This window comes from Mesorhizobium sp. M0227 (genome assembly GCF_040321855.1).
Taxonomy (GTDB): Bacteria; Pseudomonadota; Alphaproteobacteria; order Rhizobiales; family Rhizobiaceae; genus Mesorhizobium.
Genome location: NZ_JAMYSJ010000020.1, coordinates 1 through 21,568, shown reverse-complemented (window position 1 = coordinate 21,568; position 21,568 = coordinate 1). Strand labels below are relative to the sequence as shown.

The window sequence follows — 21,568 nt, the reverse complement described above, 5'->3', positions numbered from 1 at the left end:
GACCTCAGGCGAAAAACGTCGCCACGCTCTTTAGCGTAGCGATCTCGTCATCGAATGCCCCGTGCGAGACGGCGTCGCAATTGAGGCCATCTCCTCCAGTAACCTTGGAGAAGACCATGCGATCCGGTCCAGCGGCCAGGAAGGCTCTCACGCGCTGGAGCGGAGGACCCTCCCTAGCATCATTGAGCCAGCTCGAACCGGGATCCTGGAAGCGCTGCATCCCGAGCAGCGGCGCATCGGACATCTCGTCTGATGCGCCTTGCTCAAACAGGCCTGAGACAAGATACAGCAGAGATGACGGATATATGAACCCGAGCCCGGTCCCCAACAGGGCGTCTCGGCGCTCGACCGCGTCCTGCATTGCGAACATGCGAAATCGACGGATGCGCGCCTCTGACGCCCCCAGAGCGGCAGCAAACTTCAGGGTCCGGACGGCGGGAGCCAGGAACACTAGGTCGGTCTCGAGATCAGGTTTGTGCTTGTCCGCCCATAGCAGCAGATCGCTTGCGAAGATCGATCCTGCACTGTGCGCGACGACAAGCAGCTTGGCCCGCGGATTATCCGCGATAGCGGCAAAAAGGCGGCTGCCGAGACCTGTGGGCTCGAAGTGCTCGGAGGCGTTGTCCCTCATCATGCTCCAGATCGCCGATCCGATGACGCCGGCGTACAACTCCCGTGCGATTTCCTCAACGATGGTGGCGTGCAGACCGTGATCGTGGCCCTCGCGATACCGATTGATCGAGCGCATGCCGATTTTCACGCCATGTGTGATGATCTTGCGGACGATCTCGCCGGAGATGATACCTCGTGTGGAGGAAAGCGTGGACGCCTGCGCCTTCAGTTCCTTCTGGATCTTCGTGTCGAGCCGGTCGAACGATTCCTTTCCCAGGGCAGCGTCTCCCGACGAACCTTTTCGGGCGACCTTGGGATGACCGGCAGCAAGGCTTTCTTCAATACCGCTCGCCACCTCCTCGATGTCCGTATCGAGTTGCAACTCCAACTTCAGCTCGCTCTCCATGTCAGCCTCATCAGCCACTCCGATTGCGGACCTGCTACCTGTTGGCGCGATATAGAGGGCGTCGACATCACCGAACGGATCGTCGCTGCCGGATGCCAGTCGAGCCTGAATGTTCGCCGGGGTCAGCACGCGCTCCTGCGCCAATGACCGTCCAGCAATGGCGCTTACACGAACCTTGCCGCTCACGAAGCTGAGCAGCCGCTTCAGGATCGCTTTGTAGAGGCGATCGTTTGTCGCAAGGTCCTTCCACTTCCGGGCAAGTGTCTCAAAGGTGCCGGTACGCCAGACGACATAGACCTGCTCCCAGTCAGCCGGCGCATTGTAGGCGGCATCGCCCGTGCCGGAGAGCCGGCCAGCCATATTCTCTGCCGAGGCCTGATCAACAAGGCCACCATGCAGATGCACCAGCACCTTGGGCGAGCCCTTGCCGATCCGTTCGATGAGAGCATTCAGCGCCTTCTCATTTGTCCTGTCGAGCTTGCCACCCGACGTCCGAAGTATCGTCACCCCCATGACTTCTCCCTCTCGTGACTTACCGCTGGCAGAATGGTTCGTTCAAAAATGCATCAAGACGAGCGAAGGCATGGCAAATGGCGGAACTGTCTCGCGCTCAACGATATCGAGCGATGCGTTTTGCGCGATCCAGCTTCGCTAGAATTTTGAGAGCGCGTACTGCAGGGCAGCATCCAAATTCACCAGCCCTGCTCCCGTTGCCAAATCGATGCCCGGCCCTGCCGGGCTGTTGAAGCGCTGAGGAAAACTACGCCCCACGACCACATCGACCGCGGTCTCTGTTAGCGCTTCAATTACTTGAGCGGGCACCAGCGCAGGCTTTGCGCCCAACAGTACGGCTGCGGCCCCAGCCAGTTGAGGAGCCGCCGCCGATGTGCCAGAAAACAGTGCCCACCCGTCATCGGCCAGGGTTCCGTCAGTAGAAGGATCGTCATCATTAGGCGCGGCTTCGTCAAGATCGATCGCGCAGCCCGGCGGGACGGGCAACATCAGATACTGGGCCCGCGGCTGCATGCCCACCAAACCACACACTGTGGGAACGATATGTTGGTCAAACCAGGTGCTCTGGTAGCCACTTGCATAGTCAGAGGCTCGCAAGTTGCCGTTCTTGTCCATGTTGACGCCACCAGCGGCCAGGACCCCTTTCACCTGAGGCTCCACCGAAAATTGGCCGTTGCCGGCCGAGAAAACGACCAGGGTATTATGCTCTATGGCGTCTTGAATTTCGGCTGCCAGCGCCATATCGGCCTCGTCGGGGAGGCCAGGCGGCGGGTACGTCCCGTCCCCTCCCCACGAGCAGGTTATGATCTTCGCGCCTATTTCCTTAGCCTTCAGGAATCCTGCTACGGCACCTACCAGGTCACCGTTGTTGTTGCTTGCCCGTATCGGCTGAAGCTCGCATTCCGGTGCCAGGGCAAAGACGTTAGCAGACTCGCCAGTGCCGTGACCCTGAGGGTCCTTGCTGCGATTTGTTCCCTCCACGACCGCCACGGGCGTTCTGATCTGGTAGCCGTTGGCCGTAAAGAAGGGGTGGCGATACCATCCTGAGTCCGGCATCGCGACCAGAACATCCTTGCCTTTGAAGCCCTTGTTGTGTGAGGCGATCGCGTTCAACGTGAGAGCGACGTCGCCTGGAACACGCAGGTGGTACTTGGGCGAGGTTGGAGGAACCGGAGAAGGGAAAACGGCATGATAGATCCGCGGTTTTTCAAGGACGATGCCATCGATCTTGAGGCTCTTCGACTTGACCATCCCAACGCCGAGGGCCATTGGTTGCTTGTCACCGACAATATCAAGATGCGTGACGTACTGGCTGTAGCCGCCGGCGGAATAGACGAACCGCTCCTTTGCATGCAGCTTAGCGCCGGTAATCGTTTCGTAAGCGCCGCCAGGAGCGGCAACCGAAAACCCGAGCAGGCTTTCAGCAACGATTGAAAAGCCGCTCTTCTCAAGTTCGCGGCGCACGGCATCGCGATCGCCCTTGGTAGCGCGATAGGCCTGGGACGTGGTTTTGAGTTTTTTGTTATCCTCCTCAAAAACTGATGCTTTTCCTCGCACAGACACATAACCCATCACCATTGCTGGGATTGGGTTGTCAGATACGGTTTCGATCGGGAGGCCAAAACGGGTCATCGTGCTCTCCATATCTCTCAGTTATGATAGGAACGCGGCTCAAAGAGTGTGACGCTTTCGACGTGGCTGCGCAGTTCCGCCGGCAGCGGCAGGGTAGCTGCAGGCGCGATTTCATTTAGGGAGACGGAAAAAGCTTTTTCGATTTTTGATCTCGATCCTGTCAGCAACGCGCCAACCTTCATTGGAGCGACCGAAAGCCCATGCTGCTCAAACCAGCTGTGGACGACCTCGGTGTCCGCAAGCGGATTAAACCTCACGAAAAGCTCGACGTGTTGGTCTGTCATCGTTTTGAATGATCTACTTTGTATCCAGAAGAGGGCCCTATCGTAGCAGATCGTCGCGGACATTTGGTATGATCCTGTTCAGATCCCGTTGGATGACACGCCTGATAAGCGTGTCATCCAGAATGGATGGCTCTTCCAGCGCCGTTCCATCTGATAAATCGCTCGCCTTTTCAGAAGCGCTTTCTGGAATGTCGCTGCGCGCTGCCTGGCATACGCCCGCAACGGCGTGTCTGTCCCATGGTCCGCAGATGCGGAAATGGCTGTCGCGGCAGCCACCCCATCGGCAACCGCGCGCTCGATTCCGGTCCCGGATACCGGGTCCAGCGATAATGCGGCGTCCCCCACAGGAATCCACCGACCTCGCCACAGCAAGCTGCGCGCGGACGTTCTTGCGCTGGAAACCCTCAAGACAGCAGCACAATCCCATTGCGCTCGGGCCTTGATAAATCTGGTCAACGAAAGTTGCTCAGGCACGAACTGGTCACGGCGGAGGCCAGACACAAGGCTGGCATCCGTGAACAGGCAGACAATCTGGCGATCGAAACTGATCCGGCAGGCATACCACCATCCTGCGGTACAGGATTCCACGATTGCTCCCTCGTCCTCGAGACCGGCACAATCCGCCTCGAAGGAAAGACAGACCTGGTCATCGAAAAAGAGCCTTGCAACATCACTGTAGACAATCGACTTGGTTCGTGGTCCGACCGCCTCGATAACGAAATCGGCATCAAGCTCGAATTCCTCGTCCCCGCATACTCCGCTTAGACGCCACCGATGCCCGTCCCATCCACAAGCAGATGCTCTGTAGCCGTCCAGCACGTCCACGCCGATCGATTTCGCTGCATCAAGCAGGCACCGCTCAAACGCGGACCGGTTCAGAACAATGGCTGGTCCAGCCGACCAGAACTTGTACGAATGTCCTGCCAGTTCCGTCGTCCCCCAGCACGAATGGAAATAGGACAGCGGGTATGCCGCCTCTGAAGGCAGGGCGATGCCGAACGTGCTGGAGATATATTGCACAAGCTTCGGCCCGCACACTTCCCCTGCCCGCCACACTGCTGGACGCTCGCTGTTCAGCAGTGTCACGGCATACCCGAGGCGACCCAGGGCAAGCGCACAAGCGCATCCTGCCGGTCCGGCCCCGACGATCACGATACGGCCGCCTCTGTTCATGGCGTATTTGGCATCGCGGGATCTCTTTCGGCTTCCAGAAATACCTCGTTTGCACCGTCCTGCACTATGAAGCCTAGCCGGGGAAATCGCTCTACCAGCAAACTGTGCTTACTGGCCCCGCGGACCCAGTTTTTGTAATTATCGTGATCCTGGAACGCGGTATCTGGCCTCTGGCTTGGCCACCAGTTGGTATTGCATTTTAGAAAATCCGCCTGCCAGGGCTGGGCCATCAGGGCCGTCAGATCACCGGCTGCCACCGTCGATTGGTCAATGCGGAAGTCAAAGGGGGAAGTGTACAGCGTCGTATCGAGGACTATGATTCCGGCTTCGATGCCTGGGCAGAAACCCTGTCCGACCGCGCCCTCGAGAGCGGCTCTTGTCAATCCGTTCGCGGTTGGCGTTGGACCATGTGAGGTTGGCGTATCGTCAAAATTTCCTGCTACCCACGCCGCGAGATTCGATTTCTGCGCTTGCCTGATTTCAAACTTTGGCCCTGCCGGATCGGTATGACCTTCAAGCAGTTTCTCTGCTTTCAGGATCAGCGCTTGCACCGTGGCACGTAGTGGCTGATCCGAGATGGACCTGCTTCGCAGCTTCGGATCTTCAAACGACGGGTCTTGCCACGTCGCTTCATCCTGCACCCAGCGATAACGGCGTGCTCGCTGGATCAACGGCAGGATGTCGAGATCAAATGATGGGACCGCAGCCGGAGGCGCCAATCCCAGCTGGTCGATCCCGACTTGCCGGATGACATCATAGAGCGTGACGATCCCGCCAATGCCCGGAGCGTAGTCCGGAGGCGCCACGACGACCCAAGCGCCGCCCTCGGCATATACGGGAGCGTCGCCGGCACCGATGCTGATTTTCGCCGTAACCGGTCCGTCAGAAACATCGTCATACCATTTGGGATTTCGATAGTAGCTCCCTCCGATCGGGGTGCCAGGCGGTGCGCCCGATATTCCATTCCCCCCAAGCAGAATGAGCATGCCGTTGGCGTCTGTGCGAAGACTGCCAAGCTCGACCGGGACTTCAAATGCGGAACCGTTGGCGGTTGTCTTGAACATCCCAGCCAGTGTCGGACCGATCGCACTGGCGCCCGCGACGGACTTCGTGCCTCCCTTGATGTGCATTCCCGCTGCTGCTGCGTCGAGAGCGGGCCGTGTGGACTTGATCGGCGGGTTGGGCGGTCGAACAATTGCTGACTTTTTATTCTCAAGGGTCACGGACCATTCCACCGTCGCTGACGGAGGCAGATTTGCCGGCGTCCAGGTAACCCCGTCCTCCGATTCGAACAGGTGAAACCGCGCACCCTGTTTGCGCAGTCTCGTCTTATCGGCATTCTTGAATCTTGTCACAGGGGCGCCGGTTGCAGCCTCTGTCGGCCCGCCGCCGGGGATCTCTGGCCCCAGGAAAAAATCCTGGTCCTCGCCCAGCCGGGCAATACCGATCGCAGGAAAGATCTTGTACCGGGGCATCCGTTGGTCCTCTTCCAATTTAGGATTCAAGCAGTCGGAATGGGTTGATTTTCGAACAGCTGCCGACGCAGCTTGTCCATATTTCGGAGATTGGCGACCTCGATGCGGTAGTCGGAATCTTTTCCGAACTCCGCACTGTTCTGAATCTCGATATAGAGCGGTTCGAGTTTGTCTAGCAGATCGATTTGGCGTGCGGGCAGACCGGCCGGATCCGACACAATCAGGTCTGCGGGATCCAGGTCAAACGGCGGGCCGGCAACCTGCGCGCCCCCGTCCTCAAGTGGAAGGTTGGCCAGTATAGCCGATACAGCCTCGACAATCTTGCGCATGCCGCGCATTGCGAGGTCAGCGATTTCCTTTCGCAAGCCAGGGTCCTGCGACGTTCCCCGCGGAGTTCTGATGGCGTGCTGAATGGTCAGCACGATCAGTGTGTACTGTAGGCTAAAAACCTGACCCCAAAGCTTGGTGAATGATGACGTGATCAATGTAGGTCGCTCTGCGCCATGACCCGTGCCCAGGTCGGGCGAGGTTGCTATGCTCTTCGTTCTCACCTTTCCGGCCTCAAACGCATCGAACATTTCGATGAACTCGTGAAAATGCGACTCCTCGTTTCCTTCAAACCCTTCCCCCTGTTCCGCAATCAGCCTGATGGCTGCGACCGCCTCCTGCCTGCTGCGCGCCGGCTCGATAAGCAGGGACGGCCAGTCCGCGGCACCATCCCATTCCTCCTTGTCGGCCTGGTAAGCAGCAATATCGGCGGGCGTTGAAAGGTCGGCATCCGTCAGGTGTGGGTATTTGCCCAGTTCGGGCACAAGGGCTACAAGATTGAGAAAGCGGACGGCGTCTTTTTCCTCCATGAACAACCATTCGAGCACCGTATAGATCGCACCAACGCGATGTGGCTCGATACCGGAGTCCTGCTTGGCGAGCGCAACAAGCTTTTTCACTTGATCTGCAAGCTGAGCAGGCGGCTCCGCTGGCATTTCTGCAGCAACATATTTGGCGAGGACCGTGCGGGTGAGTGGTTCCAGTATGAACGGGATCGGATTTTTGTCGCTGTTCGCGCGATAGACATCGCGCTGAACGTAGACGGCGTCGGGCCCGCCTAGCAGTACCAGAAGGTTCTGCACCGTTGCGAAATGGCCCATTTCCTGGATGGCGATGTTCAAGATTTTCCGCTGGTAATTCTCCTCTCCGCTGCTGCCGGCGACGACCGAATTGGCTGTATAAAGATACTGCACCATAAGGGCGTGCTCCACCTCAGCGGCCACCCTTAATAGGTCAATTGCGTACTCCTTGGCTGTTTCGGCCCCCTCTGCAATTGGAACGCCGATCTCCGCCAGAATACTGAGCTGCCTTTGGTGGGAAGCAAAGGCCTTGGATCTATCGGCGTGGGAAAGGTCCAGGTTGAGTGTCTTGATGTCGGCATCTATTGGCTTGCGCCACCTGATGACACGAGGCTGGATGCCGGCGATATTCAACGGTTCCTCCGATTGTCAGAAATTGCCGGCAATTCATATCTTCGCGTTTCGAATAGCCTCATCTCTGCGCCATCCGGCCTTGCGTAGACCCAACTCGACTATTGTGTGTTGGCGCAGGCCTTATCGGGATCACTTTTCCATTCGGCAGCCTTGAGAAGAACGCCCTGCTGGCAGGTATCTGCGTCGCCCGATGCGGTCCCGGTTACGGTGCCGTAGGTTCCTGCCACCGGCTTGGGGCTGGCATGCGTGATGTTGTAGAGCTTGTCGTCGGCTTTTATCATGACGCACCCCGCTTCAACGCCGGCTTCCGCGCATCCGGAGGCCGTGACCTGCTGTGCTTGCGTCCCAGACGAAAGCCCAATAATCATACTTGCGGCGATGAAGATGACACGTGACCTCATGCTCTCCTCCTGGTTCCGATTGCTTGCTATGCAGGCACGTTCTGCAGATTGCTGCTGCTTTCGATGAAAGGCCGCTGAATCCCGCGACGGACCAGCAGCGAGTGACCGATGCCCAGTATCCTGCGAACGCTTGCCAGAGCCGCCGCATCCACTTCGATGTAGGCGACGATGTACCATTCACCGTTTTCTTCCCTCGCCATACCCAACGGCTCGGCCCGCCACTTGAGCGCACCGTGGTGGGGCATGAAGTAGGTTTCCTGAACGCCGCCGACGGCGCTCAGACCCTCGTCCAGGGCGTATTCCATCACCGCGCAGCACAATTGGGTCAACGTACCCCGCAGTCCGGTTGCGCGTTTGTCGGGGACGACGAAAGTGCGCGTCCATTCGGCCCAGTCGGGACGCCTTGGAACGCCGGACTTCTCGCACATATGAGAGAATACCTCCGAAACCATGTGCGGCTCGCTTGTTGGTATCAATCGGGCCGAGGTGACCACGCGGCCATCTTCGATACCAAGTAGGTAAGTGGCCGCGTCCGTATCGAACTGATCCATTTCGCGACCGTCTGGGCTCGCGGGGCGCCACCGCTTCTGGTGTACGAAAAAGTCGTGCCGCCGACGCAAGAACTCGTCGAATTCGGTTTCGTAAAGATGCTTGTTTTGCGCGTTGACGATATGAGCAGTGATCATTTGCGCGATCCCCCGATCGTTCTTGGGGGAAATAGTTGCAGTCGAGCTAAAATACGTCACCTGTCCGATCGGACAGTTGACACAACTATGGGTGAATCAAACGCCGGCGGACCGCCTCGACGACGGCCTGGGTGGTCGTGGCGACGCCGAACGCCTCCCGAGCCCGGGTGGAGTGCCATTTGACCGTGCGCTCGCTCAGGCCGAGGATTTGGGAGGTTTCTGACGATGTTTTGCCGGCCGCCGCCCACAAAAGCACTTCCTTTTCCCGATCGGTCAACGGACCTTCATCGCCGTCTTCGCTGTTCGACAAAGCCTGGATCGACATGCCAGCATAGACCGCCATCGTCACCAACTGGACCTGCTGGCGCTGCGAGAGCATGCAGGTCTTATGCGAAGAAGCAAACGACAATACTGACTGCCAATGGTGGACGCTTAGCATCGGCACGGCAAAACCGCTGCAAATGCCGAACTCGGTTGCTTCACCCGCAACGCGTCGTGAGCCTTCCGTCTCGGACCACTTTGCCGGAACGTCGGCCCACAGGAATGGCTTCAAGGTTTTTGCCGAATAGATGCAAACGCCGTCAACAGCAGCATGCTCGGCTTCGACATAACGTTCAAACCAACCCTCGGGCCAACCGTTCAATTCAACCATTGGCCCCAGCTTCTGCCCCCCGAGAGGAACCCCGCTGAGGATAAGGTGCTCAAAGCCGAGATTCCTCACTGTTTCAAGAAGGTCGCCGAGAAGCGTCTTGGCCAAGGAGTGCTTTCGGCACCGCTCGACAAAGTCAAATACATCAGCATCGATCATTTAAATGCCCCTCCCACACAATTCGTTACAAGTATAGCCGGAATCAGGACGTCGGAATAACAAAATCGAGTCGTTCCAGGACCGGCTCTTGACGCTACCGCGTTCGCGCAGTTCCCGGTTCAAGGTAGTGAAAGCCGAGGCGACATTGCGATCGGCGCCCCGCTCAGCAGCAAGGGCGGGCTCGCCTTTTTGTACGCCAGAGCATCCTATTTGTAAGACGGCAGAACTGAATGGCTTTTCAAGGCGCACTGCCTTTGCATCTTATGCCTCCGCAACCGCGGCGCCGTTTTTGTTCCCACTCAATCAAACCTTGGAGACAGCGATGGAAATCGCGCACCTAATCGACGTGGATGGCGTTCTCGTGCGTGCGGGATCACCTATCGAAGGGTCTGTCGACTTCATCCGGGCCTTGGTCGAAGACTCACGAGCATTTCAGATTTTTACCAACAATTCCAAGTACACACCGGAGGATCACGCGCATCGCCTACGCGGGATGGGTTTTCCCCTGGAACCCCGAACATTTACCCCGGCTCGCCCTTCCCGGGCCAGGTTCGATTCCTGCCGGCATCACCATGTTTTTCAAGGACTTAGAGAATTACTTCCGTCTCACGCAACGGTCGATACCTACATTCAGCTAACCGCGAGGTTTAAGAACGAAGCTGAATTGCACGGCCGATCGTAGGGCAGGATGGAGACGAAACGCACGCCCTGAGGTCCAAGCGCTATGCATTTTGGTCCTTAGGGAAAAAGCACGTCGCATCCGGCAACGTCATCGCCGCTAGTACGGCGCCTCGATCTTACCCATCGCCACATAGACCGTCTTCAATTCCGAATAATGATTGATCGCGGCCAGCGAATTCTCCCGCCCGAAACCCGATTGCTTCACACCGCCGAACGGAATTTCCACGGGGCAGAGGTTATAGGTGTTGATCCACACAAGCCCAGCCTCGATTTGGTCTACCACCCGATGGGCCCGCGCCATGTCGTTGGTAAACACGCCCCCGGAAAGGCCGAATTCGGTGCCGTTGGCTCGCTCGATCACCTCTTCTTCATGATCGAAATCGGGTACGCACATCACCGGTCCAAAGATTTCTTCGCGTGCAATTTCCATGCCGTCAGTTACATCGGCAAAGACGGTGGGTTGGATATAACAACCTTCGGCGGAAACCGAATTCGGGATCGAGCCGCCGGTTATCAGCGTCGCATCCCCGGCCTTACCTTTCTCGATGTAGCCTAGAATTTTCTCCTGATGGGCGCGCTTAATCAGCGGACCCATCTGGGTCGCATAATCCTCCGGATCGCCAATCATGATCGCCTCGGTGCGCGACTTGAGCCGCTTGAGGAACTCACCCTTCACGCCCCTCTGGACGAAGACGCGAGTGCCGTTGGAGCAGACCTGGCCGGTCGAGTAGAAATTGCCGAGCATGGCGCCGCCCACTGCGCCGTCGATGTCGGCGTCATCAAAGACGATCAGCGGCGACTTGCCGCCGAGTTCCATAGTGACGTGCTTGAGGCTACCCGCAGCGGCTTCCGCCACCTTGCGGCCTGTCGGCACAGAGCCTGTCAGCGAGACCTTATTGACATGGGGGTGGTTGACAAGTTGCAGGCCAGTGGAGCGGTCACCCTGGACTACATTGTAGAGGCCCTTGGGCAGGCCTGCCTCGACCAGGATCTCGGCGATCTTCAGTGCACCGAGCGGCGTGTTCTCGGAAGGTTTGAACACCATGGAATTGCCGCAGATCAGCGCCGGCGCGCCCTTCCAGCAAGCGATCTGCGCGCTCTGAGCTTGCCGCAATCCGCTACCTCACTGCGGCGGCTGTTGCGTGATCCCTTGGGCTATGTGTGGCTAAGAGTGTTGGGGATGACCGCGCCTGAGCTCGCGGTTCAGCCGCTGCAACTCGATGCGATGACCTTCGGCGAGCTGGTGCATGAATTGCTGCGCCTCGCGGTCGAGCGCATGCCCAGCCTTGTCAGCGCAACGCCAGGAGAAATCGAGAGCGCGCTTGAGGCAGCAGCCAACAGCATCGCGGAGCACTGGCCGCTTGCCCGCGCAGTGCCGCCGAGCCTGCTCTGGCTGGACACGATCGAAGAGGCACGGCGACGGGCCCGCCGCGGGCTGACGGTCGATGACCGCTTCGGTCCTGGTACCCACAGCTTCAGCGAGGTGCCATTCGGCACGCCTGAGTCGCAGGCAAAGCGTTCCGATCCCTGGCGCGAAGACCAAGAGGTCCTGATCGGCCGTTTCGGCATGCTCTTGCAGGGACGCATTGACCGTGTCGACGTGAAGTCCGACCGCCGTGGCGTCCGGATGTCCGACTACAAGACCGGCAAGACGCCGCGCGATCTGCGCGACGTCATCCTTGGCGGCGGAGCGGAGGTTCAGCGCGCACTCTACGCCGTCACCATCAAACAGCTAATCCCCGAGGTGAGCACGATCATCTCCCGTCTCGTCTACCTCGACACCATGGAACCTCCGGCGCGTCTTGAAGGCGACGTGCTCGAGCAAGCGGAAGAGACGCTGCTGCGCTTCATCGATATCGCGGTCGAAGGGCTCAGAGCTGGGATCGCCTATCCGGGACCAGATGCGTTCGCTGGCTACAATCAACTCAGGATCGCGCTGCCCGCGGCGCTCGACCGGTACCAGGGGCGCAAGGATGAAGGTTTCAACGCCGCGCAGCACAAGCTCGCGCCCCTTTGGCGGGAGCGGTGATGCTGAGCGATGCCCTCGAGCGCAGTCGCGTTCTCTCGGAACTCGACAGGACATTGCTGGTCGAAGCGGCTGCGGGCACGGGCAAGACGTCGCTGATTGCCGGCCGCGTCGTCATGCTGATGTTGTACGGTGCGCCGCCCCACAGCATAGCCGCGATTACGTTTACCGAACTGGCTGCCAGCGAGCTGTCGCTGCGCATTCGCAAATACGCAACCCAGCTGCTGGCCGGAGAAATCCCGAAGGTCCTGCGCGGCGCTGTAACCCTTGAGCTGCTTAACGAAAGGAAGGCTGTCCTCAAGTCGGCAATCGGTGCCTTCGACGAGATAACCGTGTGCACGATTCACGCGTTCTGCCAGCAGATTATCATGGCCTATGCCGTCGAAACGGGACTTGATCCCGGGTCGCGAATGATGGATGGGCCTGCGGCCGACGCGATGTTCGAGAGCGTCATCTCCAAATGGCTGTTCGAGCGTCTGTCCCTGCAAACAAGGGAGGGCGAGGATCCGGTCGCGGTCCTCTCCAAGTTCGAGCCCTTGAAGGTCGTCAAGGACAGCTTCGACCTTGCCAAGCTCAAGCTTGAGCATCCGGGGGCTGGAACGGTTTCGGTCGACTTCTAGCTCCGCAAGGATATCGAATTTGTCGAGAGCGTCCGTGCGTTCCGACGCTGGCAAGCGGACTATCCCAAGGAACGCCGCACCTGGACCCTGGTTGGAGAGTTCGAAACCCTCGCCGCATTCTACGAGAACTGCTTCGAGACGCAGCCGAGCTTTGATCGGCTACGCAATTCCTCAATCGACACTTTGTACTGCTGCGAGCCATATGCAAGCGCAGCACGATCATCGGTAAGCGCTGAATTGAGGCGTCGACCTAAACGCGTCAACTGAGGAGCTGTGCATCCGTAGTCTTGGTCCCCGACACGAAATGTCAGACGGCTCAACATCGTTGTAATCTGATCGACGTGGTCGGGGTCTGATGGGTCAACTAGAAGGTGGATGTTGACGAAGTTGCCCCTAGTCGTGCCAATCCCAAGTCGCATTTCGATGTTGGGGAATATAAGGTCGCAATCGGGCAAGCGGTTCTGCTGTTTGTCGGCCAGCACACGCTGATACGTACTGATCCCGTAATAGTCGGCAATTCCGATCGCCTTTAGAGCCGGAGTTACGGCCTCTAGTGCTGAGAGATAAGCCTCCCAAGAGTCTGCACCAAACTGATCGTTGAAGATCGTTCCGGGCGCATGAATATGTGGCTCCCAACGAAACCACTGCGACCCTCGTTGGTCGTGTCCCATGAGGTGGTGTAGCTCGGCGGTAGCGAAGCTGCTCGCGAGCGCGCCGTTGGTAGCGCTGTAGCGAGCGAGCGGCTTTGCGGTGGTCATCGGCGCTTTCCGGTAGGGTTTGGTTGTTGACGCCAACCCATTTCGGAAGGACCACCGATGACCGACGACATGATGAACCTGCGCGCGCTCGTGGAGAAGACTCCGGATTCCGATCTCTTGCGCGAGATGATCGGCTTTGCCGCCGAGCGGCTGATGGAGTTGGAGGTTGGGGCCGCCACCGGCGCCGCCTATGGCGAGAAGAACCCGTTGCGCACGGCCAAGCGCAACGGCTATCGCGAGCGCGACTGGGAGACGCGGGCCGGCACCGTCGAACTGCGCATCCCCAAGCTCAGGAAGGGCTCCTACTTCCCCGGTTTTCTCGAACCGCGCCGCATGGCCGAGAAGGCGCTGACCGCCGTCATCCAGGAGGCCTACGTCCAGGGTATCTCGACCCGCTCGGTCGACGATCTGGTCAAGGCCGTGGGCATGAGCGGCATCTCCAAAAGCCAGGTCAGCCGGCTGTGCGAAGAGATCGACGGCAAGGTCAAAGCGTTCCTTGAAAGACCCATCGAGGGCGACTGGCCATATCTGTGGATCGATGCCACCTACCTGAAGGTGCGCCGCGGCGGCCGCATCGTCTCGGTCGCCGTCATCATCGCTGTCGGCGTCAATGCGGACGGCCGACGCGAGGTGCTGGGCATGGAGGTCGGCACGTCTGAGGCCGAGCCGATCTGGACGGAGTTCCTGCGCAAGCTGACCCGCCGTGGCCTGCGCGGCGTCAAGCTCGTCGTCTCCGATGCCCATGAAGGCATCAAGGCGGCCGTCACCAAGGTGCTGTGCGCGACATGGCAGAGGTGCCGCGTCCACTTCATGAGGAACGTGCTGGCCCATGCCGGCAAGAGCGGGCGCCGCGTCGTCTCCGCTTTCATCGCCACCGCCTTCGCCCAGGAAACGCCCGGGGCCGCAAGCACGCAATGGCGCGCCGTCGCCGACCAGATCCGGCCGAAGGTGCCGAAGCTGGCGACAATCATGGACGACGCCGAGCCCGACGTGCTTGCCTACATGACCTTCCCCAAGGAGCACCGCGCCAAGCTGCACTCGACCAACCCGATCGAGCGCCTCAACGGCGAGATCAAGCGGCGCACCGAGGTCGTCGGCATCTTCCCAAATGATGGCGCCATCGTCCGCCTGGTTGGCGCTATCCTGCTCGAACAGAACGACGAATGGGCCGTGCAGCGCGCCAGATACATGACGCTGGAAACCATCAGCCAAATGAGCGATGATCCTCTGATCAGCCTGCCAGCCGTGGCACGCTGATCAGCCCGGCCCCATGCCGGAGAGCGCGGCGACCAAGCCGTCAGCTACACCACGCAGCGGGACACGATCCCCTCGTTCAAGCATGACTTTGATCTCCCTGACCATTCTATCAGGGGTTTCTCGTTGTCTGGCAAGCAACTTAGTCGCAATCGAGAGTTCTGTATGAGTAGCGCTTGACTTCATCGAGCGTCGCCTCATCCGGTCGACGGTCGCCCGAAGGTATGGTTTCCGGTTTTGGTGTCGGTGGCTCGGCCCCAGCCCGCCTTTGCAGCATGGCTTAGAAGCGCAGCAATGCTGTGAGAACGAGAGATGGCGCGGACCATTAAGACGATAGAGCGGCGTTGAACTTTACGCGCACAATCACTGATAAAGGACATTGTCACATTGAGTCATGCTAAATCAGGTGACGGCAAGTGTTGACAGGTGACGGCAAGTCACCTACCTTATCAGTTGACGGCAACTGATGGAGCGCTTCATGCGTCCGATAAAATGTAAGCGGATTATCGATGGCAAAACCTACAACACCGAAACGGCAACCCAGATCGGCGGTTGGACCTCCAATGAGGAGTGGTGGAGCTATGGCGATTACCTTTACCAGACCCGCCATGGTGCATTCTTCCGCTACAATTTCATGGATGGTCAGAACGAAGATGATCACGACACGATCACACCGCTGACTCCGGACGAGGCCCGTCAGTGGCTCGAAAAGAATATGAGCTGGGACCCCGAGCTCATAGAGAAACTGTTCGGTGAAATGCCTGAAGCCGGCTCGGGTGAGGTGAAATTCACTTTGCGAATGCCGGAGAGTTTGAGGACGCGGTTAGCGGCAAAAGCTGAGGCAAACAAACAGTCCCTCAATGCCTGGATGGTGCGCTGCCTCGAAGGCTGCGCCGGCGATGGAGACAAGCCGTGAGCAAGATTGAGATTTCTGCCTCGCGTGCCAGCCTCAAGGTCAGGCTGACGGCCGAAGGTGCGGTCGCCATAATCATTGCCATCGCGGCAGTCGCGATAGGCGCGTATTGCGCTTATCGGCTTATCTCATAAGCTTCATCACACATCCGAGGGTCGCTCCCAATGAGCCACACCGCTTTTTCACAACACTTCGATCGTGAGCTCGACTCCAACCGCGCCACATTCAAAACAAGATGCTCTTGCCCGTCCTGACTAAGCACCTCAACGGAAGGGTCGAACGGAGCCGAGAATAAATCCAGCCAGTTGCGCCGCTCGGCTCCATCAGCCCTTAGAAGTAGCCGCACCGGTTATCCTCGCGGTTGTAGGGAGCTAATGCAGTCTCCGTAGTATGTGATGACGTCATTCCCAGGCGCGGCTATTGAAACAGAGGTGGGCATTCGAAGGGAAAACGTCAGCTCCTGTGCCCCTATTTCGGCAACCATCAAACTTGATCCGACGCTTAACGAAACGGGCGGGGTTTGTCCGACTTGCAGAGTATTGTCGTTAGCTCCCATCCCGCCACGGAACGTTAGCAGCATCGGAGGCAGGTGCTCAAACTTGCAGGAGACCACAGTCGGTTCTCCCGCCGCAAGCGCAACCATCTGAAAGGGCAGGCACAAAGCCACAGCCAGTCCAATTAGTCTCGCTGTCATCGTCGCCATTCCTAGCATAAGGTTTCGCACGCCTGCCCGTCGCCATCCCGGTCGAGCTTGCCGCCCCACGGACAATTACTGAGATACCATTGAGCCTCGTCGCACGAGCTGATTTGCGAGCATTTCCGCCGCGGCTGGCATGAGTAGCTTTGCGCTACCTGTTGACGGCTGATGGTGCCGAGCGGTTGGCTCACCGCCGGTTGGGCATTGTCTCCATGCCCGGCGCGCCGTTCCCACGGCGCTTGGAACTTTCCGACCCACAGCCCGACCTTCGCCGCTTCCGCCTTCCCCTGCTGCGCTGCATAGGCACCATGGCTGTAGCGGGGCCAGTCGATCGCTTGGCCGTGCTCGACCATCCAAGCGCCCACGCTGGCGCCATCGGCACGCTGGCAGTCGCCGACAAAGCGGTGATAGCGATCCCAGGTCACGAATGTGCATTGCACTGGCTTCGACGCGGCCAGGAAGGTGTCAAGCGCCTGTGCCGATCGCCGGCCGCAGGGATAGTCGGCCCCGCTCGCATTTTTACAAAGCTGCTGGCTCTCCGGCGCGTCGATGCCGTTGAAGCGGATGCGCTGTCCGTGGATTTCGATCGTGTCGCCGTCGATGACGGATGCCACGCCGGCAATCGTCGCCAAGCCCGCGCTGGTCCAGTTCGGCAGATGGAACTCAGGTATGCGGTCGCTGTGTTGCATGGCCGTTTGCGCAGCCAGAGCGCCAGCCGCGGCCACCGTCACCAAGATCAGGCGCCTTTGCACCACGCCAAGTGGCCTCCGGCGAGGCGATCGCATTCTACGCAGCATTGCTAGTTCGCCTCATGTCCGGTGCGGCCGCCCGGTTTCGCTTCGGCGGCACGTTCACCGCAAGCCCGGCCTAGGCTGTCAACCCCATTGCGCAGATCGCATGGATGATTGCCAGAGTCCCCGCCGCCACCTTGGCGCGCACCTTGGCCTGGCGGTGTCAGCGGGATTCCGCGAAAGGCCTGGATGACTCCAGCTGTTCGCTGGCCGTCGCCCTCGATATGCGTGTTCTGACTGTTCGGGTTGAACGGGTCGACTGTCTGGGCGAGGCTATTGGCGCGATTGGCGTCGCCGGCAGAGAGCGTCACGCTGTCGTAGTGATTGAGATAATCCGCTGCGCAGCCGCTCAATGCCAGAACGATGCCAAGGCAGATCGCCAGGTTCCACTGCATGGCCCCTAGACCGGCGCCGGGTTTATGCCGGCGGCTCTCAGTTGCGCACCAAGCTTCGCTCGAGTCCCACACGCGGCCTTGTCGCCGGCGACGCACTTGTTATTCGCGTCTGACCAGTCCAGCAGCGCCGTATTGATCCAGCTGCCAGGTGCGCGCTGGATCCCATAGGGTGTCGGTGGCGCGCCACCAGCAACGGCTGGAGCTGCCGTGGCACTCTGGCCATGCGGGGCACGCTTCCACCCGCTTAGGATGAGGCAGTTCTTCATATACTGGTCTTCGGCAGCCAAGTTGCCGAGGGCATTGCCGATTCCGGCCCCCGCAACAAAGCCCGGGGACCCGATAGCAATATAGCCTTGGTCAACCGACCCCTTATGCATTTCGCATTGAGCGTGGGCGACGTCGAAACTAGGCCCGTAGCCTATTTGCATGTAGTCAGCTTGATTGCTTGTTTGGCAGCCGCCCAGCGCTGCCGTGGCACCAAGTGCCACAAATGCTTCTATTCTCATCCCCCAGCCCTCCCAAGGCCGAGTTAGCATCTCCTAAAGTTGAATTTGGTGCAAGAGTGATGAACAAATCTGGTAAATTCTGCCAAATTCCACCTACTGGCAGTTCGTAGACTTCCCTATTCCGACGGATATACCCCGTTATTTTATCCATCATTCCGTAGGAATGAAGATGCGAAACAGCGAATTGGCGCAACGGCTATGCAAGGGCTGGACCCCATGGGCAAAGGGTCCAGGCGACCACGATATTGAGAAAATATGATGGGCGGCCCGCGTGCTGCATTTTCCGAAGCTGAACTTTTCGACTTGGTTCGAGGGCTCGGAAGTCGTCGGCACCTGGCATTGGGGATTCGTCAGGAGCGGCATGCTTCCCCCTCTGACCCGATCGTGCATCTCTTACGGGATGTAGAGCTACGGATTCCGGCTGACGTCCGCGACATGCGCCCGCAGAGCGGAGTGAACCTCTAACATGGAAGGTGGAGGTTTTTGTCCTCCTTGGGCGATCAACGCTGGAATTTCGGCGGGGGGCGCTCGACCAAGGATGCCGAGACCGAGATTACGCCTTTTGAAGGCGTGCAGAATTGACAGAAAGGGCAGTTTCAGGTCATGCGGCCGGCAGCATTCGCCATAGCGCCGATTTGATCCGCAGCTGCAAAGCTCGGCCTCCTTAAACTGAGTTAGCCGATAATAGGGATCAGATTGGCCCAGTTCATCAGGCATCGCATACTGGCGTCCCGGCCACCGATCAAACACCACCAAATGAAGGTGACGAAGCGCCCATACGCTATAAAGGTCGAGCAACGTGCACAAATCACCACCTGGCGACCAAGCTTTGTCGAGCATGGGGTGATAAGCGCAGACCGAGCCGTCAGGGAAATTGGTATGTCGCGGGCCGATCCATTCGACCTGCCCATCTTGCTCCCAGAACGCCCATCCACGCGGCTCGACCGCTGGTGTTTCTGGTAAGGCAATAAGGAATATGGCTTCTCGCGCTAAACCATCTATGACTTGGCTGCGAGCGAGAAGCCATACTCCATGGTCATCGGGGAGGAGAGTTGCTCCGGGGTATGCCCGTTGCACATTCTCTAGCTGCCCGGCGTAGTTGCCGGCGAGGCCGACGATCCGTGATCCGGCACGGGGCGCCCGTGATCGATCGGACGACCTTTCCCGTCTGGTGGACCCTTGCCGTGATCGGGCTGCGGGTCCTCCCGCTCCTTGCTGTTGCTCATTACTTTTCTCCTGGACAGTCGGTGATGTGGGCTGTGGGCCGAGAATTACGATTCCCCGGTCCCTTACCCCTACGGGCTGGCGCGCGTCCAAACCGTCGCCAATCCGCTGCAACTCAGCCCGCGCATCGTTGGTCAACAACACTTCCATTTTGCTTGCCGATGTGCGAGTCTGTGTCACCAGCACAGGATGCATTCTGGAGCGGAGTGTGTCAAGGTGTGCTGATCGCACAATGGTGAACATGAACGAATTCGAAGAAAAGCTCGTCGGGGCGGTCCGCGAGAAGCGGGAACGCGAAGGTCTTAGTATAAGGGCATTATCGGGGATTGTGGGGATCAGCTTCTCCACGCTGGCCCGCATCGAGCGGGGCGACGGATCGCCCGACAACAATTCCAAAATTAGGCTGCTCGAGTGGCTCGGCCCTGATGCCGATGAACACGAGCTTGGCTTTGATCGGGTGGCATTCGTCCACTTCCGCGCTGGCAAAAACGCGTCCTCCGGGACTGTGCAAACCCTACTGCACGCAGCCGTGTGTCTTCGTCAGCACTACACTAAGGGTGATATATCAGAACCGAGCAGCGCGCCGATAGATGCTGAAGTTATCGCCATGTCTAAGGAGGAGCTAGAGCAGACGGCCGAAGATTTCCGAAAAGAGTTAGGGTTGAAGAAAAGCGATCCGCTGGATCCATTTTATTTGGTTGTTGATTCTGTTACGGTAGAACGATTGCGGGAATCCACCTGTATTTCCGGAAAGGCAAAAAACACGCTTGCTGGACCGTCGCGCGGCGAGTGGTCCGCTATGAGCGTTCCCTTGAATTCCGATCAGGATAGCTGGGTTGTCTTTTTAAACGACTACCATACCGTTGAGAGACAAAGAGTGACGCTACTTGAGGAGTATTGGCATATTCTTGCCGGGCACAAGCTAACCAAGATAGCTAAGATTGCTGGCTGCTTCGGTCGAACATATGATAGCGCTGAAGAGCACGACGCTTATTTCTTGGCATCGGCAACTTTGCTTCCACGAGACGCGATCAAGCGTATGGTCTCGGATGGCAAAAGTGCCCCCGAGATCGCATCCTTCTTCGGGACCTCACCGGAACTTGTTGAATATCGAATAAAGCGGCTCGGCTTATGGCGCGATCATATTGGAAAGAAAGTGAGTCTCGCCAAACCCTAACGATGCCACCCGTCGACCGCCAGCGGCGCGTGGTTCAACAAGGTTCCGATTCGCAGTTACGCTTAGGCAGTGCAAAGCCGGTCGGGAAATGTCGACCCTACTACAAACTTCAAAATAGCGCCTTCTAGCTCCCCTGACCTTTCGATGCCGTCAAAGAAGGAGACCGGCGAGCGCGTCATCCCCCTCGGCAACGAGCCATTTCTGCCGGAATGGCTGCTTGTCCGCCTCCAAAGCGAATCTCACCGCCTCCTCCACCCTCTCATGTGCATCATCTGCAATCGCCCAGAGTGTCGGGTTGAGAGCGTGTCTTTGCCTAGCATCCTCCAACAAGAGATCGACCATGCGCGGCAAGTCGGCAATAGTGGCGGCTCTGATAATAGCAGGCATATCGTTCCCACGTCGCAATGCGGATTACGCCAATCCTGTTGGCGGCGCCACGGCACCGAGCACCAAGAGACACAAAGCTGCCTTAGCTGCTCTCGCAAATGAACTCCCGCTCGGCTGTGGAACTATCGGCCCGTATCAGGAAGAATCGCTCCTCGGCGATGACATGTTCGCCGTCGGGCAAATGAAGCACAAATTCTCGCTCTCACACCTGGGGCGCGACGCGATCCACAAGGATTCCGGTTTCCTCGCGCAGTTCGCGGATTGCGGCCTGTTCGAACGTCTCCCCCATGCTGCAAGCCTCCACCGGGCGTCGCCCAGTAGCTCTGCCCCGCGAGCGCGCCTTTAGATTGTGCTTACTCGAGAGAGACTTGCCCTCCGCGACCGAAGGCGGCATCTTCGCTGACCATGGGAGACGGTGCAGCCAAAAAGCCGAAGGTATATGGATCGGGAATGACGCCGTTCGGCGTCTTTCTTTTCGCCCAAACGTATCGGGCGAACGCTGATGCTCTTGCCTTGGTCTCCCCCCAAATTCGGCCGAGCATTTCCGATCATCCTCGCAGATTCCTCTACTTTCAAGCGTTAGCAGGCTGTTGAAGAAGTGTCCCGTTTGGCTTTGAGGATGGCCTCATCGCCATTGTGATAGGCGAATGTGATCTCGATGGAGCCGT

At 58.6% G+C, this 21,568-nt stretch carries 20 protein-coding genes and 1 pseudogene; 7 read left to right on the top strand and 14 right to left on the bottom strand.

All coding sequences use genetic code 11. The features are described 5' to 3' along the window. Positions 1 to 4: 4 nt before the first annotated feature. The 9 genes from NKJ00_RS23210 to NKJ00_RS23170 all read right to left on the bottom strand — a co-directional run bounded on the left by NKJ00_RS23210 (position 5) and on the right by NKJ00_RS23170 (position 9,471). The gene (locus NKJ00_RS23210; protein WP_352631360.1) at positions 5 to 1,531 is read right to left on the bottom strand and encodes a hypothetical protein; all 1,527 of its coding nucleotides are present in this window, start codon (positions 1,529 to 1,531) and stop codon (positions 5 to 7) included. Positions 1,532 to 1,669: 138 nt separating this feature from the next. Further along, positions 1,670 to 3,163 carry a S8 family serine peptidase gene (locus tag NKJ00_RS23205; RefSeq protein ID WP_352631358.1) on the bottom strand — a complete coding sequence of 498 codons (1,494 nt, stop codon included), beginning with the start codon at positions 3,161 to 3,163 and terminating at the stop codon, positions 1,670 to 1,672. 17 nt (positions 3,164 to 3,180) lie between these two features. After that, on the bottom strand, positions 3,181 to 3,510 hold the full coding sequence (locus NKJ00_RS23200; protein ID WP_352631356.1) for a hypothetical protein: 330 nt from the start codon (positions 3,508 to 3,510) through the stop codon (positions 3,181 to 3,183). 15 nt (positions 3,511 to 3,525) lie between these two features. Further along, a complete protein-coding gene (locus tag NKJ00_RS23195) occupies positions 3,526 to 4,620 on the bottom strand; it encodes an FAD-dependent monooxygenase (RefSeq protein WP_352631354.1) in 1,095 nt (364 codons plus the stop codon). Beyond that, entirely contained in the window at positions 4,617 to 6,095 is a 1,479-nt protein-coding gene (locus NKJ00_RS23190) for a LodA/GoxA family CTQ-dependent oxidase (RefSeq protein ID WP_352631352.1), read from the bottom strand. Before NKJ00_RS23190 ends, NKJ00_RS23195 begins: the two co-directional genes overlap by 4 nt. A 26-nt stretch (positions 6,096 to 6,121) precedes the next feature. Further along, entirely contained in the window at positions 6,122 to 7,576 is a 1,455-nt protein-coding gene (locus NKJ00_RS23185; RefSeq protein WP_352631350.1) for a ferritin-like domain-containing protein, read from the bottom strand. Positions 7,577 to 7,674: 98 nt separating this feature from the next. Then, complete coding sequence (locus NKJ00_RS23180; protein WP_352631348.1) at positions 7,675 to 7,977, bottom strand: hypothetical protein; 303 nt, start codon at positions 7,975 to 7,977, stop codon at positions 7,675 to 7,677. A 26-nt stretch (positions 7,978 to 8,003) separates the two neighbouring features. Next, positions 8,004 to 8,663: an acyl-homoserine-lactone synthase gene (locus NKJ00_RS23175; RefSeq protein WP_352631347.1), complete on the bottom strand. Its 660-nt coding sequence runs from the start codon at positions 8,661 to 8,663 to the stop codon at positions 8,004 to 8,006. 85 nt (positions 8,664 to 8,748) lie between these two features. Next, positions 8,749 to 9,471: a LuxR family transcriptional regulator gene (locus NKJ00_RS23170; RefSeq protein WP_352631345.1), complete on the bottom strand. Its 723-nt coding sequence runs from the start codon at positions 9,469 to 9,471 to the stop codon at positions 8,749 to 8,751. 322 nt (positions 9,472 to 9,793) lie between these two features. On the opposite strand from NKJ00_RS23170, the gene NKJ00_RS23165 reads away from it, so the two are divergent. After that, the gene (locus NKJ00_RS23165; protein ID WP_352631344.1) at positions 9,794 to 10,153 is read left to right on the top strand and encodes an HAD family hydrolase; all 360 of its coding nucleotides are present in this window, start codon (positions 9,794 to 9,796) and stop codon (positions 10,151 to 10,153) included. Positions 10,154 to 10,249: 96 nt separating this feature from the next. On the opposite strand, the pseudogene NKJ00_RS23160 reads toward NKJ00_RS23165, so the two are convergent. Next, a pseudogene (locus NKJ00_RS23160) lies at positions 10,250 to 11,245 on the bottom strand (aldehyde dehydrogenase family protein); the annotation flags it as partial. A gap of 12 nt (positions 11,246 to 11,257) precedes the next feature. Between NKJ00_RS23160 and NKJ00_RS23155 the strand changes: the two are divergent. Both NKJ00_RS23155 and NKJ00_RS23150 read left to right on the top strand, forming a co-directional pair. Next, complete coding sequence (locus NKJ00_RS23155) at positions 11,258 to 12,181, top strand: RecB family exonuclease (RefSeq protein ID WP_352631342.1); 924 nt, start codon at positions 11,258 to 11,260, stop codon at positions 12,179 to 12,181. Further along, a complete protein-coding gene (locus tag NKJ00_RS23150) occupies positions 12,181 to 12,798 on the top strand; it encodes a UvrD-helicase domain-containing protein (RefSeq protein WP_352631482.1) in 618 nt (205 codons plus the stop codon). Before NKJ00_RS23155 ends, NKJ00_RS23150 begins: the two co-directional genes overlap by 1 nt. A gap of 119 nt (positions 12,799 to 12,917) precedes the next feature. On the opposite strand, the gene NKJ00_RS23145 is transcribed toward NKJ00_RS23150, so the two are convergent. Further along, positions 12,918 to 13,556, bottom strand: coding sequence for a hypothetical protein (locus tag NKJ00_RS23145; RefSeq protein ID WP_352631340.1), 639 nt, complete (start codon positions 13,554 to 13,556; stop codon positions 12,918 to 12,920). A 57-nt stretch (positions 13,557 to 13,613) separates the two neighbouring features. Here NKJ00_RS23145 and NKJ00_RS23140 point away from each other — a divergent pair, with 57 nt between their 5' ends. The 3 genes from NKJ00_RS23140 (at position 13,614) to NKJ00_RS23130 (ending at position 15,857) form a co-directional block, all read left to right on the top strand. Continuing rightward, positions 13,614 to 14,813, top strand: a complete 1,200-nt coding sequence (locus tag NKJ00_RS23140) for an IS256 family transposase (RefSeq protein WP_352631339.1) — start codon at positions 13,614 to 13,616, stop codon at positions 14,811 to 14,813. 475 nt (positions 14,814 to 15,288) lie between these two features. Next, positions 15,289 to 15,726: a toxin-antitoxin system HicB family antitoxin gene (locus tag NKJ00_RS23135; RefSeq protein ID WP_198032244.1), complete on the top strand. Its 438-nt coding sequence runs from the start codon at positions 15,289 to 15,291 to the stop codon at positions 15,724 to 15,726. After that, positions 15,723 to 15,857 carry a hypothetical protein gene (locus NKJ00_RS23130; protein ID WP_023760395.1) on the top strand — a complete coding sequence of 45 codons (135 nt, stop codon included), beginning with the start codon at positions 15,723 to 15,725 and terminating at the stop codon, positions 15,855 to 15,857. Before NKJ00_RS23135 ends, NKJ00_RS23130 begins: the two co-directional genes overlap by 4 nt. A 571-nt stretch (positions 15,858 to 16,428) precedes the next feature. Here NKJ00_RS23130 and NKJ00_RS23125 read toward each other — a convergent pair. Beyond that, a complete protein-coding gene (locus NKJ00_RS23125) occupies positions 16,429 to 17,151 on the bottom strand; it encodes a thermonuclease family protein (RefSeq protein WP_352631480.1) in 723 nt (240 codons plus the stop codon). A gap of 68 nt (positions 17,152 to 17,219) precedes the next feature. Further along, positions 17,220 to 17,606, bottom strand: coding sequence for a hypothetical protein (locus NKJ00_RS23120; protein WP_031260607.1), 387 nt, complete (start codon positions 17,604 to 17,606; stop codon positions 17,220 to 17,222). A 1,971-nt stretch (positions 17,607 to 19,577) separates the two neighbouring features. Between NKJ00_RS23120 and NKJ00_RS23115 the strand changes: the two genes are divergently transcribed. Next, on the top strand, positions 19,578 to 20,513 hold the full coding sequence (locus tag NKJ00_RS23115) for an ImmA/IrrE family metallo-endopeptidase (RefSeq protein ID WP_352486900.1): 936 nt from the start codon (positions 19,578 to 19,580) through the stop codon (positions 20,511 to 20,513). A 589-nt stretch (positions 20,514 to 21,102) separates the two neighbouring features. Here the strand turns inward: NKJ00_RS23115 and NKJ00_RS23110 are convergent. Continuing rightward, positions 21,103 to 21,189, bottom strand: coding sequence for an NUDIX domain-containing protein (locus NKJ00_RS23110; protein WP_245266724.1), 87 nt, complete (start codon positions 21,187 to 21,189; stop codon positions 21,103 to 21,105). Between the last annotated feature and the right edge of the window lie 379 nt (positions 21,190 to 21,568).